Genomic DNA, 14,816 nt, shown 5'->3' on the forward strand with positions numbered 1-14,816 from the left:
ATGACTCAAAACATCACACTTTCCCAATTCCGCCAGAACAATGGCGTGGTTATCGATACTCGCAATAGCGCCTTGTACAACGGCTGGCCGGACGCGCTGCACGGTACATCCGGGCATATATGCGGTGCGCGTAATCTTGCCGCTTCCTGGCTGGACGAGATGACGGACGCACAGTTTGACGCCTGGTCTGCCCTGCGCCCGTTAAGCGCCGAAACCCGCATCGCGCTCTATGGCGAGCCAGAAGACAACGCCGCGGTAGAGGCCTGGTTACGTCAGAAGGGACTCCATGCGCCATGGCGTATCAGCGACGCCTTCTCCTGCACTTGTCCCCTCGAACGTTTGCCCGGTTTTCATCAACTCGTCCCGGCATGCTGGCTTAACGCGCTGATCGCTCATCGCCAGGTCAGCGAAAAACCCGTCGGTAACTGGACGGTGATGGAAGCGGGCTGGGGCGTGCGCGATACCTTCCGGCAAGGGCATATTCCCGGCGCGGACTACCTCGACACAGGCGAGCTGGAAAGCGAGCCCCTGTGGAACGTGGTTGCTCCTGAGGCGCTGCGTAACGTGCTGGCCGCGCACGGCATTCGCTGCGATACCACGGTCATTCTCTATAGCCGTACCCCGCTTGCCGCGGCGCGCGTGGCCCATATTCTGCTGTACGCCGGGGTGGAAGATGTGCGTGTGCTGGACGGTGGCTGGCGAGCCTGGCTTTGCGCTGGTTTTCCGGTGGCATCCGGCGATGCTCTACCCCTCACCCCTGCCCACGATTTTGGCGCACCGCTCCCTGCTCAGCCTCAATTGATGCTTTCCCTGCCGCAGGCACGGGCGCTGCTCAACCGTCAGGATGCTTCGATGGTGAGTGTTCGCTCCTGGGCTGAGTTTTCCGGCGCGACCAGTGGTTATGATTATATTGATGCCTGTGGCGAGATCCCCGGTGCGCGCTGGGGACGTGGCGGACGCGGTAAAGATGGCATTGAGGATTTCCTTAATCCGGATGCAACCTTACGCTGCGCGGATTACGTCACGGCCATGTGGGAAGCGTGGAATATTACCGCAGACCAGCACATCGCTTTTTACTGCGGAACCGGCTGGCGGGCCTCACTGGCGTTTATCTGCGCGCGCGCCATGGGCTGGACGAACATCGGAGTATATGATGGCGGCTGGTATGAGTGGAGTTTGCATCACAACAATGGATAACCATGCTTAAAACGATAGAGGTCGTCGCCGCGATTATTGAGCGCGATGGCCAGATTTTGCTGGCCCAGCGCCCGGAACAGGGCGATCAGGCAGGGCTGTGGGAATTTGCTGGCGGTAAGGTAGAAGCCGGAGAGAGCCAGTCAGACGCATTAATACGCGAGCTTCGCGAAGAGCTGGGCATTGAAGCCGTGCCCACGGCGTACATCGCCAGCCACCAGCGGGAGATCTCCGGGCGCATAATCAATTTGCATGCCTGGCATGTGCCGACTTTCACCGGCACACTGACCCGTCATCACCACGCGGCGCTCATCTGGTGCGCGCCACAAGAAGCCTTTAACTGGCCGCTTGCGCCTGCCGATATCCCTCTGCTGGAGGCGTTTATGGCTTCACGCGCCGCCAGACCAGCGGGTTTGTAGAAACGGTGCGTTCATCGCGCTGGCACTGGAGCAGCACCCCTTCGGCTTTAATAACCGCCCCTTCGGTGTAATTCTGATTCTGATAAACGCAGCACTGGTTACAGGGCTGCGAACTCTGCTGACCACCAGAGGTAAACACTTCCGGTGGAACATTCACCTGCACATCCGGCGACAGGCGTCTCTCCGCACTGGCCCCCGCTGAAACCAACATCAGTACACAACCCCATACCCACAGTGAACGCTTCATAGCATTTTCTTCCTGAATAGAACCTTTTATCACTATAACGTATCTCTATTACCGAACCGCATTTTCTTTCTTCATCGGTTTTTATTATGACAAGCCACCCATTATTAATTTGATACCGCTGGACTATTTTTGCTTGCTTTACGCCATATTGCAGATGTTATAGTCGAAAAACGCTGAATTTTTAGCTCACAACAACCAATAAAATCTGACTATCAACATAAGAGGCTCTTATATCTATGGAACAGACATGCTCTCTTGAATCGTTTCTTTCCCACGTTCAAAAGCGCGATCCGCATCAGCCTGAATTCGCTCAGGCCGTACGTGAAGTAATGACCACGCTGTGGCCTTTTCTCGAACAAAACCCTCGCTATCGTCAGCTCTCCCTGCTGGAAAGACTGGTTGAACCGGAACGTGTTATTCAGTTCCGCGTGGTATGGGTAGACGACAAAAACCAGGTGCAGGTTAACCGCGCGTGGCGCGTGCAATTCAACTCGGCCATTGGCCCGTATAAAGGCGGCATGCGTTTCCACCCGTCCGTCAACTTGTCGATCCTGAAATTCCTTGGCTTCGAGCAAACCTTCAAAAATGCCCTCACCACCCTGCCGATGGGCGGTGGCAAAGGCGGTAGCGATTTCGATCCGAAAGGGAAGAGCGACGCGGAAGTGATGCGTTTCTGCCAGTCGCTGATGACCGAGCTGTATCGCCACCTGGGGCCGGATACCGATGTCCCGGCGGGTGATATGGGTGTGGGCGCGCGTGAAGTGGGCTTTATGGCCGGGATGATGAAAAAACTCTCCAACAACACTGCCTGCGTGTTCACCGGTAAAGGTCTCTCCTTCGGCGGCAGCTTAATCCGCCCGGAAGCCACCGGCTACGGCCTGGTGTATTTCACCGAAGCGATGCTCAAACGCCATGGTATGAGTCTGGAAGGTCTGCGCGTGGCCGTGTCTGGATCCGGTAACGTGGCGCAGTATGCTATCGAAAAAGCGATGGCTTTTGGCGCCCGCGTGATAACCGCCTCTGACTCTAACGGTACCGTGGTTGATGAAGCCGGTTTCACCGCCGAAAAACTGGCGCGTCTGATTGAAATTAAAGAGCAGCAGCATGGGCGCGTAGCGGATTACGCCCGCGAATTTGGCCTGCAATACCTCGAAGGCCAGCAACCCTGGTCAGTGCCGGTCGATGTCGCTCTGCCCTGTGCCACCCAGAACGAACTGGATGTCGATGCCGCACGTACGCTTATCGCCAACGGCGTGAAAGCAGTGGCAGAGGGCGCCAATATGCCCACCACGATTGCGGCAACCGATCTGTTCCTGGAAGCAGGCGTCCTGTTTGCGCCGGGTAAAGCGGCGAATGCCGGGGGCGTGGCAACGTCAGGTCTGGAAATGGCACAGAACGCCGCACGTCTTGGCTGGAAAGCGGAAAAAGTGGATGCGCGTCTGCACCACATTATGCTGGATATTCACCAGGCCTGTGTGGAGTATGGCGGCGAAGCGAAGCAGACTCACTATGTTCGTGGCGCAAACATTGCGGGCTTCGTGAAAGTGGCGGATGCGATGATCGGTCAGGGGCTTATCTAAGTCATTTTGCCGGGCGGCGCTGCGTCGACCCGGCTTGCATGTTCCATGCCCGGTAAGCGCAAAGCTGCCGGGCCATCTCATCAGGCGTTCAGTTAACCACCAGCGATGAGACAATTTCCCTGTGACGTTTAAGAATGATCGCGATTTGCTCATCCGCGGTAAGCTCGTTGAACATTTTTTCATTGCGATCGGAATGCGCGTTGCGCACAGTGGCGGGGATACGTACTTCGCTTTTTTCTATTGCTTTTTGCTCGCTCATTTTCCAGTCCTGCTACTCAATGGTCTGTGTTCGCGCGCATAATAATCCCGTTTAGCTGTGACAGGAAGACGACACCATCACGTCTTTTTACGAATTGTGCAAGTTAACGTCATCTTTAGGCAAAATCACGGTGATTCTACCGTGACTGCCCCTCTTCTTATGCATTTGCTGATGTCTTACCGCTAAACGTGCCTCAGGCAACGGGCTGTGGAGGTGTCGGGTCGTCTTTACGTGGCTTGCGCGTTGTGCGTTTACCCGCTGTTTTTTTCTTCTCACCTGCCGGAGCGCTGATTCCCCGAAACCGCTGCACTGGCGTATTGCGCGCCTGATGAATCAACTCATGCAAGGTGCCAACCAGCGGCTGCATAAAGTCCTGATAGCGACACTGCTTCTCGCTGATTTGCGTCAGCACAGACTCCCAGTGCGCGGTCATATCCGGCCTGGCAGCCATCTCCGGCAGAGAATGGATCAACGCGCGTCCGGCGTCGGTCGAGAGGATATAGCGCCCTTTCTTACTGAGAAAACCACGCTTAAACAGCAGTTCGATAATCCCGGCGCGGGTGGCTTCGGTGCCCAGACCGTCCGTCGCACGCAGGATCTTTTTCAGATCTTTATCCTGCACAAAACGGGCAATACCGGTCATGGCAGACAGCAGTGTCGCATCGGTGAAATGGCGCGGCGGTTGTGTCTGACGCTCCACGACCTCACCTTTTTCACACAGGAGTTCATCGCCTTTCGCCACGACCGGCAGCGGCGTGCCGTCGTTTTCTTCGTCGCGCTCTTTGGCGCCCAGCAACGTGCGCCAGCCCGCGTCGGCAAGGAAACGCGCTTTGGCGATAAATTTTCCGTTGGCAATATCCAGATCGATCTGGCATTTACGGAACACCGCATCGGGGCAAAACTGCATCAGGTACTGACGCGCAATCAGATTGTAGACGTTGGCTTCACCTTCGCTCAGGTTCACCTTTGTACTGCGCGCGGTGGGAATAATGGCGTGGTGGGCATCCACCTTTTTGTCATCCCAGCAGCGGTTACGCAAATCGCCATTCACCGCGGGCTGGGGCAGAAGATCCGGTGCATGGGCACCAATTGCGTTCATCACCGCATGACGCCCGGCATAATGTTCTTCCGGCAAATAGCGACAGTCCGAACGCGGATAGGTAATCAGCTTGTGGGTTTCATAGAGCTTCTGACAGATGTCGAGTACGTTCTGCGCGCTCAGGCCATAGCGTTTCGCGGCTTCAATTTGCAGTGCCGAAAGCGAAAAAGGCAACGGCGCCGGCTCCGATTCCCGCTTATCGTTATACGCGGTAACGTTCGCCGGTTGCCCGGTAATACGGGCGACCACATGCTCTGCCAGCGGGCGGTGCAGCAAGCGCCCTTCTTCATCCTGATAAGGCTCACAGGCATCGCTCGGCTGCCACAGGGCGGTAAACCGCTCTCCGGCCGGAGTGACAATGTGCGCCTTCACTTCGAAGAAATCTTTTGCCACGAAGTTCTCGATCTCTTCGTCGCGGCGCACCACCAGCCCAAGGACCGGCGTCTGTACGCGTCCAACGGAAAGTACCCCCTGATACCCGGCATTACGTCCAAGCAAGGTATAGGCGCGTGTCATATTGATGCCGTAAAGCCAGTCGGCGCGTGCACGGGCCAGTGCCGAGACGCACAGAGGAATAAACTCACTGTTGGCGCGCAGACGAGAGATCGCCCGCTCCACCGCCTGGGGGTTAAGATCGTTAATCAGGCAGCGCTGGACCTGCTGACGTTTTTGCGGCGACAGTTCGAGGTAATCAAGCACCTCATCAACCAGCAACTGCCCTTCTCTGTCCGGGTCACCCGCGTGCACGACTTCCGTCGCTTCGGCGAGCAGCCGCTTGATCACATTAATCTGTTTGGTCACGGAAGGCCGCGGTTGCAGCCGCCATTTTTCGGGCACGATCGGCAGATCCGCCAGATTCCAGCGCGCATACCGGCTGTCGTAGACATCCGGCTGTGCCTGCTCCAGCAGGTGACCGATGCACCAGGTCACCACCTGCCCGTTGCCACATTCAATATAGCCGTCGCCTTTGCGATGTGGCTTGGGTAGCACATCCGCAATGGCGCGGCCCAGACTGGGTTTTTCGGCAATAAACAACCGCATTGGCTTAACGGATCTCAATCATCGGACGCCCTGCGCGTGCGCTAACCAGCTCACCCACCGCCGCAAGGGTAATACCATATTCTGCCGCCGTGGCGTAAACGTCGCCTTCGGCTTCGGGGCTCACTGCCAGTAACAGGCCGCCAGAAGTCTGCGGGTCGCAGAGCAAATCGCGCACCGCATCCGGCATCTCGCCCATCAAATGACCGTAGCTGGCGAAATTACGCTGGGTGCCGCCCGGTACTGCGCCAAGCGCAATATACTCTTCAACACCGGGTAATTTCGGCACATCCTGATACCAGATTTGCGCCTGCACGCCGGCACCCTGGCACATTTCACTCAGGTGCCCCAGCAGACCAAAACCGGTGACATCGGTCATCGCCTTCACGCCACTGATGCCCGCAAACGCGGCTCCGGCCAGGTTCATCTGGCACATCACGTCCGTGGCAAGCCCAATATGTTCGGGTTTTAACAGCGATTTTTTCTCGGCGGTCGTCAGCACACCAATGCCCAGCGGTTTGGTCAGGAAGAGACGGCAGCCCGCCTGCGCGGTACTGTTTTTCTTGATGCGATCGGTTGGCACAACGCCCGTCACCGCCAGCCCAAAAATGGGTTCTGGTGCATCAATAGAGTGCCCGCCCGCCAGAGCAATACCCGCCAGGCGGCAGGCATGGCGACCACCCTCAACCACTTCACGGGCAATCTCCGGCGCCAGTTTGTTGACAGGCCAGCCTAAAATCGCGATCGCCATGATCGGTTTACCGCCCATGGCGAAAATATCGCTAATCGCGTTAGTGGCAGCGATACGACCAAAGTCGAAAGGATTGTCGACAATGGGCATAAAAAAGTCGGTTGTGCTGATAACGCTGGTGCCGTTGCCGAGATCGTAGACCGCCGCGTCATCGCGGGTTTCGTTCCCCACAAGCAGGTTCGGGTCGATAAACTTCGCTTGCTCGCTATGCAGGATAGTATCGAGCACTTTAGGGGAAATTTTACAACCACAACCCGCTCCGTGGCTGTATTGCGTCAGACGAATACCTTGTTCGTTCATGGACAACTCCTGTCAGGACAATCCGGCTATGGTAACGCCCAAAACGTTGCATGATAAGCGTGACTGTCCGAATTGCGGCGGTTCGCTCACAATCCAGACAGTTTTACCGGCAAGTGTCAGAAATAACGGACGAAAGGCGCGGTATCCGGTGTGCTAATGGTCGTAGAGGCTTTGAGTTGCGGGGTGCCAAGGTATAAGAAACCGACAACCTTATCCTGCGCGCGGCAGTTCAGTGCTTCGCGGACAACCGGACTGTCGGTTAATGGACCGGTACGCCAGATCCCGTTGAAACCCTGAGCCAGCGCCGCCATCTGCATCGCCATCACGGCGCAGCCTGCCGAGAGCAGTTGCTCCCACTGCGGCACTTTCGGATTCTCTTCACACTTCGCCACCACGGCGATAATCATTGGCGCGCGCGACGGTGAAGTTCGGGCTTTTTCTACCGCTTTTTCGTCCAGCCCGGCGCTGACAGCACCCTGCTCCAGCGTCTTGCCAAAGCGGGCCAGACCTTCGCCTTCAATAATGAAAAATTGCCACGGCTGTAGCGTACCGTGGTCCGGCGCGCGCATCCCCGCACGGATAATATTGTCCAGTTGTTCGCCTGTCGGTGCCGGTTCAGCCAACCGGGAAGCACTACGGCGGTTGACGAGCAGTTCAAGTGCATCCATTAGTTAAACTCCTGTATTGAAATTTGTTCCTAAAATTAACACGTGCGTAGATTTTGTTACAGCACCGGCAGCGATTCCTGCTGACAACAGGAGCCCGGCTAATTAGGATAACCACACTTGCTGCTCAGGGCAGCGGCAAACGTTACTAACCAGGGAGAATACATGCGAACCCTTTGGCGCTTTATTGCCGTTTTTTTTAAGTGGACATGGCGATTGCTGAACTTTATCCGCAATCTGGTGCTCAATTTGTTCTTTATTTTATTGGTACTGGTCGGCGTGGGCCTGTGGATGCAGTTTAGCGACAGCAAAGCAGAACATGCCAGCCGGGGTGCGTTGTTGATGGATATTACCGGCGTGGTCGTGGATAAACCCTCCGCCAGTAACCGACTCGGCGCGCTGGGTCGCCAGTTCTTTGGCGCAAGCTCCGACCGCCTGCAGGAAAACTCGTTGTTCGACATCGTCGACACCATTCGTCAGGCGCAATCAGACCGGAATATCACCGGGATTGTGCTCGATTTGAAAAACTTTGCCGGAGCGGATCAACCCTCAATGCAGTATATCGGTAAGGCACTGCGCGAGTTTCGCGACAGCGGTAAGCCGGTTTATGCGGTAGGCGATAACTACAGCCAGGGGCAGTATTACCTCGCGAGCTTCGCCAATAAAATTTGGCTTTCGCCGCAAGGGGTGGTTGATCTGCATGGCTTCGCCACCAACGGCCTGTATTACAAATCCCTGCTCGACAAGCTGAAAGTCAGCACCCATGTGTTCCGCGTCGGCACCTATAAATCCGCCGTTGAACCGTTTATCCGCGACGACATGTCTCCGGCCGCGCGCGATGCCGATAGCCGCTGGGTGGGCGAACTTTGGCAAAACTATCTCAACACCATTGCCGCAAACCGTCAGGTTACCGCGCAACAGATTTTCCCTGGCGCACAAGGCGTGCTGGACGGTCTGCGTAAAGTAGATGGCGATACGGCGAAGTACGCGCTGGATAACAAACTGGTGGACGAGCTGGGCTCCAGCGCCGATGCGGAAAAAGCGCTGACCAAACAGTTTGGCTGGGATGATAAAGACAAGAATTTCCGCGCCATCAGCTATTACGATTATCAACTGAAAAAACCGAGCGATATGGGCGACGCCGTAGCCGTGGTCTTTGCGAACGGCGCGATCATGGACGGTAACGAAACCCCGGGGAACGTGGGTGGCGATACCACTGCGTCGCAGATCCGCGACGCGCGTCTGGATCCGAAAGTGAAAGCCATTGTGCTGCGTGTTAACAGCCCTGGCGGCAGCGTCAGCGCCTCGGAAGTGATCCGTTCTGAACTGGCCGCGGCCCGTGCGGCAGGTAAACCGGTCGTGGTCTCGATGGGGGGTATGGCGGCATCCGGTGGTTATTGGATCTCAACGCCTGCGAATTACATCGTGGCGAATGTCAGCACCCTGACCGGCTCGATTGGTATTTTCGGCGTCATCAATACGCTGGAAAACAGCCTCGACAGCATTGGCGTGCATACCGACGGCGTGGCAACGTCTCCGCTGGCGGATGTCAGCGTGACCAAAGCGCTGCCGCCGGAAGTTCAGCAGATGATGCAGATCAGCATTGAGAACGGCTATAAACGCTTTATCACGCTGGTCGCTCAGTCGCGTAACAGCACGCCGGAGCAGATTGATAAAATCGCACAGGGCCATGTCTGGACTGGTCAGGATGCGAAAGCCAACGGGCTGGTCGACGGGCTGGGTGATTTCGACGATGCGCTAAACAAAGCGGCTGAGCTGGCGAAACTCAAACAGTGGCATGTGGACTGGTATCAGGATGAACCGTCATTCTTTGATCGCGTGATGGATAGCATGTCAGGTTCCGTACGCGCCATGTTGCCACAGGCATTGCAGGCATATTTACCCGCGCCGCTGGCCAATGCGGCAGTTCAGGTCAAAGCTGAAACAGACAAACTGGCGGCGTTTAACGATCCGCAAAACCGTTACGCGTTTTGCCTGACCTGCGCCAACATTCGCTAACGAACTGAACGTTTTGTATTCAGGCGGAGATCGGCATCACGCTGGCTCCGCCTTTTCTTTGCGCTTTCGCTGTATCATTCATTCACTGCGTATATAATCCCCCCACTCTGTAACAACACATTTTCAATCATGCAAAAAAAATCGATTTATGTTGCCTACACTGGCGGTACCATCGGTATGCAACGTTCCGAACACGGCTACGTTCCCGTCTCCGGTCACCTGCAGCGTCAACTGGCGTTGATGCCTGAATTCCATCGCCCTGAAATGCCTGATTTCACCATCCACGAATATGATCCGTTGATGGACTCCTCCGATATGACGCCGGAAGACTGGCAGCATATTGCTGACGATATCAAAGCCCACTACGACGATTATGATGGCTTTGTGATCCTGCACGGCACCGACACCATGGCATACACCTCCTCGGCGTTGTCGTTTATGCTGGAAAATTTGAGTAAGCCGGTTATCGTCACAGGCTCGCAAATCCCGCTGGCAGAGCTGCGTTCCGACGGACAGATCAATTTGCTCAATTCGCTGTACGTGGCGGCCAACTTCCCGATTAACGAAGTGACGCTGTTCTTTAACAACCGCCTCTATCGCGGCAATCGCACCACTAAAGCACATGCGGATGGCTTTGACGCCTTTGCCTCACCGAACCTGTCGCCGCTGCTGGAAGCGGGAATTCATATTCGCCGCCTTAATACCCCGCCTGCGCCGCACGGTAACGGCGAGCTGGTTGTTCATCCGATCACCCCGCAACCGATTGGCGTGGTGACGATCTATCCGGGTATCTCGGCAGACGTGGTAAGAAACTTTCTGCGCCAGCCCGTGAAAGCGCTGATTTTGCGCTCTTATGGCGTGGGCAATGCGCCACAAAACGGGGAATTTCTCAAAGAGTTACAGGAAGCCAGCGCTCGCGGCATTGTGGTTGTCAACCTGACGCAGTGTATGTCGGGTAAGGTCAATATGGGCGGCTACGCCACTGGTAACGCACTGGCGCATGCGGGCGTGATTGGCGGGGCGGATATGACAGTAGAAGCCACGCTGACTAAACTGCATTATCTGTTGAGTCAGGATTTGGACGCCGCGGCGATTCGCAGCGCCATGACGCAGAACCTGCGCGGTGAGCTCACCACAGACGAATAAGGAAAAGCCGATGAAACAACGCGCTTTGCTTTTGGTCGACCTGCAAAATGATTTTTGTGCAGGCGGCGCGCTGGCTGTGGCGGAAGGCGACAGCACTGTCGATGTGGCGAACACGCTGATTGGCTGGTGCCAGGCTCGCGGCGAACCTGTACTGGCGACCCAGGACTGGCATCCGGCTAACCACGGCAGTTTCGCCAGTCAGCACCAGGTTGCGCCCTTTTCACAAGGTGTGCTTGATGGCCTGGCGCAAACCTTCTGGCCGGACCATTGCGTACAGCACAGTGAAGGCGCGGCGTTGCATCCCCTGTTGAAAGCCTCAGCCATCGACGCCGTGTTCCACAAGGGGCAAAACCCGGCTATCGACAGCTATAGCGCTTTTTTTGATAACGGGCATCGGCAGAAAACCGAACTCGATGACTGGTTGCGTCAGCACGACATTGCTGAGTTAAGCATCATGGGGCTTGCCACCGACTATTGCGTGAAATTCACTGTCCTGGATGCGCTGAAACTGGGCTATCGCGTCAACGTCATTACCGACGGCTGTCGCGGGGTGAACATCAGTGCGCAAGACAGCGCCCACGCCTTTATGGAGATGGCCGCCGAAGGGGCAACGCTCTATACGCTGGCCGACTGGCAGGAAACCCAGGCCTGATGCTGTCGTCCGGTCCACAAGCCGGACGACATTATTTACGACAGATCCGAAATCTCTTCCAGCGATACCATCCGCGTTTCAATCCCAAACAGAAACAGAATCAACGAGCAACAAAACAGCATAACGCCTAATACCGAAAAGACCGCGCAGGTGCCGTAGTGGGTCAATAATGCAGCCACGCCGTATGGGGTGAAGACGGCGACAATACGCCCTACCGCATTCACAAAACCGGAACCTCGCAGGCGCAAATGCGTCGGCCATAATTCGGGGACGTATACCGCCGAGGCGAAACAGACATACATGTAGAGGAAGAAAATAAGCACCAGACCGAGGGGTAAAATGGCCCACTCCTCTTTTTGCAGCGAATAGTAATAGCCCAGCACCGCCACAATCAGCAGCAGAATAGAACCAAACCAGCGACGCGGAAATTTATCGATAATCAGCGCGGCAATAAAGATCCCTACGGGGGCACCAATCATAATAATAGCGGTCATAAAGATCGATTTGGTGACATCAATCCCCGAGTTAACGAATATCGTGGGGATCCACACAGTGATGGTATAGAGCGAGATATTCATTGCCACCAGCACCGTTATTGCCACCAGCGTTCTGCGCAGCATATCGCCGTGAAACAACTGCCAGAAACTGCCTTCCTCCGCCCCGGCAGATTGATGCACGACGGGTTTCATCTCCGCCATGACGATGTTTTTCTCCCGGCTAACCTGCAGCTCAATCTCGCATACCACCTTCTGTGCAACATCGCCTTTGCCCTTCCCCGCCAGCCAGCGCGGTGACTCAATAAAATAACGCCCCGACAGGCACCAGGCGACCAGCATCGATACCCCACCCAGCAAAAACATGACCCGCCAACTCAAATAACCGATCACCACCACGCCGATAGCGGCCGAGAGCATCGGTGACCAGTTACCGACAAACGACAGGCGTGCGGACCATTTGCCACGGATAGCCGCAGGAATAAATTCGGTGAAAGAAGCGTACCCCACCATAATCAGCGCCCCCATCCCGGTGCCCATCAGGCAGCGCAGGAAAATGAGCCAGTACATGTCCGGGGAAAGGGTGGCAGCGGTGGCGGCAAAACCAACGATCAGCAAATTGATGCGAAAGGCTTTGCGTCGCCCCAGATAATCACCAACAAACCCACCCATCAGCGAACCAATGAAATAGCCAAGCATCAGGGCGGAAGTGAACGCCGCATTAAGATAATTATTTGACCAACCATTACTGACCAGTTTTGCCAGCACAACATTTCCCGAATAACTGAGAAAACCGGTAATTAATAAACTCAGTCCGATGATGCCGAATATCCGGTAATGAAAAGATGAAAGTGGCAAACGATCCATGCGGATGCCAATATGGTCATATTGTTCCATTATCTATGCCTCAAAAAAGCCTGGTGGAGATGAAGCATCGTCGCAACCAGAATAAAGAATATGCTTTCATTCAGACCGTCGAATAATTTTATACCAGGCATCATTAACCGCATGTGAGGGATAATGACCAGCAGATTGCCTCACTCATCCGAGTGGTATTCAGGCCACCGGGAAATTTAATAAATCAGTTGAATGTTGTTTTTCTGACAAAATGTTATCCACTGATCGCCTGGTTTTTTATCCGTAATAATATAATTAATATGACTAAAATCGACGAGTTGAACAAACGCCTTACGGTCAAATTTTGAATGATCCACCAGTAAAGCGACCTCTGTCGCCTGGCTAATCATCACTTTTTTTATTTCTGCTTCTGCTTCGTTGGAATCAAGCGCACCGCTGTTGATGTCCAGACCTTTACAGCTCATCACCATAATATCGACATGGTATTTACCAATAATTTCTTTGGTAATGCGCCCCTGAAAAGAAAGCGTATTCTTATTAAATTCCCCACCGGTTGATACAATGTTAATGTCCGACTGCGCCAGTTCGCGAAAGGCTTCGGTTGAGTTAGTCAACAACGTCAGGTCTTTGCGATCTTTTAATAATTTCAGCAGTTCCATTGCTGTGGTGCTGGAATCTGCAGACATCGTGGTCTTATTATTAATAAACGGCAGCGCATTTAGCGCAATAACCTGCTTCTCTTCAAAAAAGGATTTCGCGCGTTTATAAAAATGAACGTTATCCGTGATACTGGCGCTGTTGAGCACCGCGCCGCCATAGGTACGGGTAATGATCCCTTCGGCTTCCAGTTTTTCTAAATCGCGACGAATAGTCTCTTCGGTAACCTGAAAGAGCTGACTCAGTTGAGTCACCAGCACTTTCTTTTCGTTGGTTACCATCTGTTTAATGGTTTGCAATCTGTCCTTTGCAGCCACGGTATGCCTCTGCTTCGCTTAATAACATGATATCCAGGCAGTATGTCACACGCCATGTTTACTTTCAAAAGAATATGTTTGAATCACAGATTTATTCATGTATTTTCGAGTAACAAAGACACACCGTCATTCCCATTACTTATTAATAAGAGTGTCAGCCATCTCTTTCATTAATAATGCATCGGCATCGCTGAGATGAATTGCCGTTGCCCGCACATTTTCCCGTACCTGCTGCGGTGAGGTCGCGCCGCTTAAAATAGAAATCAGACTACTTTGTTTCAATATCCACGCCAGCGCTAGTGTGGGTACGGTGCAATCATACTTTTTACACAGTGGCTGCCATTTCTCCAGCATATCAATAACCTGTAGCATATTATCACGCTGAAACCACACTTTATTTGCCTGCGCTCCCACCGGAACATAGTCGCGCGTCACCTTACCGGTCAGCAGCCCCTGCTCTAGCGGCGAATAGACTTGCAGGACGATGCCGCGCTTCTGGCAAAGCGGGAGTATGTCGCGCTCAATTTGCCGGTCGAGGAGGCTGTATTTTGCCTGCACAATATCCAGTTCACCGTGGCACAGGTATTCTTCGATATGTCCGATGTCCACATTTGCCGCGCCGATAGACTTGATCTTGCCCTCTTTCTTCAATGCGTTCAGCACTGCAACGGTTTCAGCAATGGGGGTAAAAAACGGCGGCACGGACTGCCAATGGGTCATATAGATATCGATGCAGTCAATCTGCAAGCGCTGCAGGCTTGCTTCCACCTCTTCGCGGATAGATTCCGGCGTGAGGTTTTTATATAGCTGGCGGTCACCCACTTTGTTAAACAGGCTCCCCTCACGTTCCCACACGATGCCGCACTTGGTTTCGACAACCACCTCGCCGCGCGGTAAGTCAGTCAATGCCTGGCCAACAATGCGTTCGCTATTGCCAAAATTGTACCCCGGCGCGGTATCAATCAAATTGATGCCGCAGCGGTGCGCTTCCACGATCGTATCGATACAGACCTGAGTGTCCAGGTCGCCATTCCAGGCGGGGCCGCCGCCGATGGCCCAGGTCCCCAGTCCTAATTGCGAAACAGAAAGCTGGGTTTTTCCCAACGGTATCATTTTCATGC

14 protein-coding genes are annotated in these 14,816 nt (G+C 54.5%); 6 read left to right on the top strand and 8 right to left on the bottom strand.

What is annotated here, in order from left to right; genetic code table 11:
* A complete protein-coding gene (locus tag IP582_RS15165) occupies window positions 1-1,197 on the top strand; it encodes a rhodanese-like domain-containing protein (protein ID WP_193793692.1) in 1,197 nt (398 codons plus the stop codon).
* 2 nt (window positions 1,198-1,199) lie between these two features.
* A complete protein-coding gene (locus IP582_RS15170) occupies window positions 1,200-1,613 on the top strand; it encodes a pyrimidine (deoxy)nucleoside triphosphate diphosphatase (protein WP_193793693.1) in 414 nt (137 codons plus the stop codon).
* Here the strand turns inward: IP582_RS15170 and IP582_RS15175 are convergent.
* Complete coding sequence (locus IP582_RS15175; RefSeq protein ID WP_041851651.1) at window positions 1,576-1,860, bottom strand: YnjH family protein; 285 nt, start codon at window positions 1,858-1,860, stop codon at window positions 1,576-1,578. The genes IP582_RS15170 and IP582_RS15175 overlap by 38 nt on opposite strands.
* 236 nt (window positions 1,861-2,096) lie before the next feature.
* On the opposite strand from IP582_RS15175, the gene gdhA reads away from it, so the two are divergent.
* Entirely contained in the window at window positions 2,097-3,440 is a 1,344-nt protein-coding gene (gdhA, locus tag IP582_RS15180) for an NADP-specific glutamate dehydrogenase (protein ID WP_193793694.1), read from the top strand.
* Window positions 3,441-3,528: 88 nt separating this feature from the next.
* Here gdhA and IP582_RS15185 read toward each other — a convergent pair whose 3' ends face one another.
* The 4 genes from IP582_RS15185 to IP582_RS15200 form a co-directional block, all read right to left on the bottom strand.
* Window positions 3,529-3,699, bottom strand: a complete 171-nt coding sequence (locus tag IP582_RS15185) for a hypothetical protein (RefSeq protein WP_158276515.1) — start codon at window positions 3,697-3,699, stop codon at window positions 3,529-3,531.
* A 193-nt stretch (window positions 3,700-3,892) separates the two neighbouring features.
* Complete coding sequence (locus tag IP582_RS15190) at window positions 3,893-5,839, bottom strand: DNA topoisomerase III (RefSeq protein WP_193796287.1); 1,947 nt, start codon at window positions 5,837-5,839, stop codon at window positions 3,893-3,895.
* A gap of 4 nt (window positions 5,840-5,843) precedes the next feature.
* A complete protein-coding gene (selD, locus tag IP582_RS15195; protein ID WP_041851654.1) occupies window positions 5,844-6,887 on the bottom strand; it encodes a selenide, water dikinase SelD in 1,044 nt (347 codons plus the stop codon).
* A 116-nt stretch (window positions 6,888-7,003) separates the two neighbouring features.
* Complete coding sequence (locus tag IP582_RS15200) at window positions 7,004-7,555, bottom strand: NAD(P)H nitroreductase (RefSeq protein WP_107222844.1); 552 nt, start codon at window positions 7,553-7,555, stop codon at window positions 7,004-7,006.
* A gap of 162 nt (window positions 7,556-7,717) precedes the next feature.
* Between IP582_RS15200 and sppA the strand changes: the two genes are divergently transcribed.
* The 3 genes from sppA (at window position 7,718) to pncA (ending at window position 11,369) form a co-directional block, all read left to right on the top strand.
* On the top strand, window positions 7,718-9,571 hold the full coding sequence (gene sppA / locus IP582_RS15205; RefSeq protein WP_193793695.1) for a signal peptide peptidase SppA: 1,854 nt from the start codon (window positions 7,718-7,720) through the stop codon (window positions 9,569-9,571).
* A gap of 129 nt (window positions 9,572-9,700) precedes the next feature.
* Window positions 9,701-10,717 carry an asparaginase gene (ansA, locus tag IP582_RS15210; protein ID WP_193793696.1) on the top strand — a complete coding sequence of 339 codons (1,017 nt, stop codon included), beginning with the start codon at window positions 9,701-9,703 and terminating at the stop codon, window positions 10,715-10,717.
* Window positions 10,718-10,727: 10 nt separating this feature from the next.
* Window positions 10,728-11,369, top strand: a complete 642-nt coding sequence (pncA, locus tag IP582_RS15215; protein ID WP_193793697.1) for a bifunctional nicotinamidase/pyrazinamidase — start codon at window positions 10,728-10,730, stop codon at window positions 11,367-11,369.
* A gap of 35 nt (window positions 11,370-11,404) precedes the next feature.
* Here the strand turns inward: pncA and IP582_RS15220 are convergent, their stop codons facing one another.
* The 3 genes from IP582_RS15220 to IP582_RS15230 form a co-directional block, all read right to left on the bottom strand.
* Window positions 11,405-12,760: an MFS transporter gene (locus IP582_RS15220; protein ID WP_193793698.1), complete on the bottom strand. Its 1,356-nt coding sequence runs from the start codon at window positions 12,758-12,760 to the stop codon at window positions 11,405-11,407.
* Window positions 12,761-12,936: 176 nt separating this feature from the next.
* A complete protein-coding gene (locus IP582_RS15225; RefSeq protein WP_071195400.1) occupies window positions 12,937-13,695 on the bottom strand; it encodes a DeoR/GlpR family DNA-binding transcription regulator in 759 nt (252 codons plus the stop codon).
* 135 nt (window positions 13,696-13,830) lie between these two features.
* Entirely contained in the window at window positions 13,831-14,814 is a 984-nt protein-coding gene (locus IP582_RS15230; RefSeq protein ID WP_193793699.1) for an aldo/keto reductase, read from the bottom strand.
* Window positions 14,815-14,816: the final 2 nt, after the last annotated feature.

The organism is Citrobacter sp. BDA59-3, assembly GCF_015167655.1.
Taxonomy (GTDB): domain Bacteria; phylum Pseudomonadota; class Gammaproteobacteria; order Enterobacterales; family Enterobacteriaceae; genus Phytobacter; species Phytobacter diazotrophicus.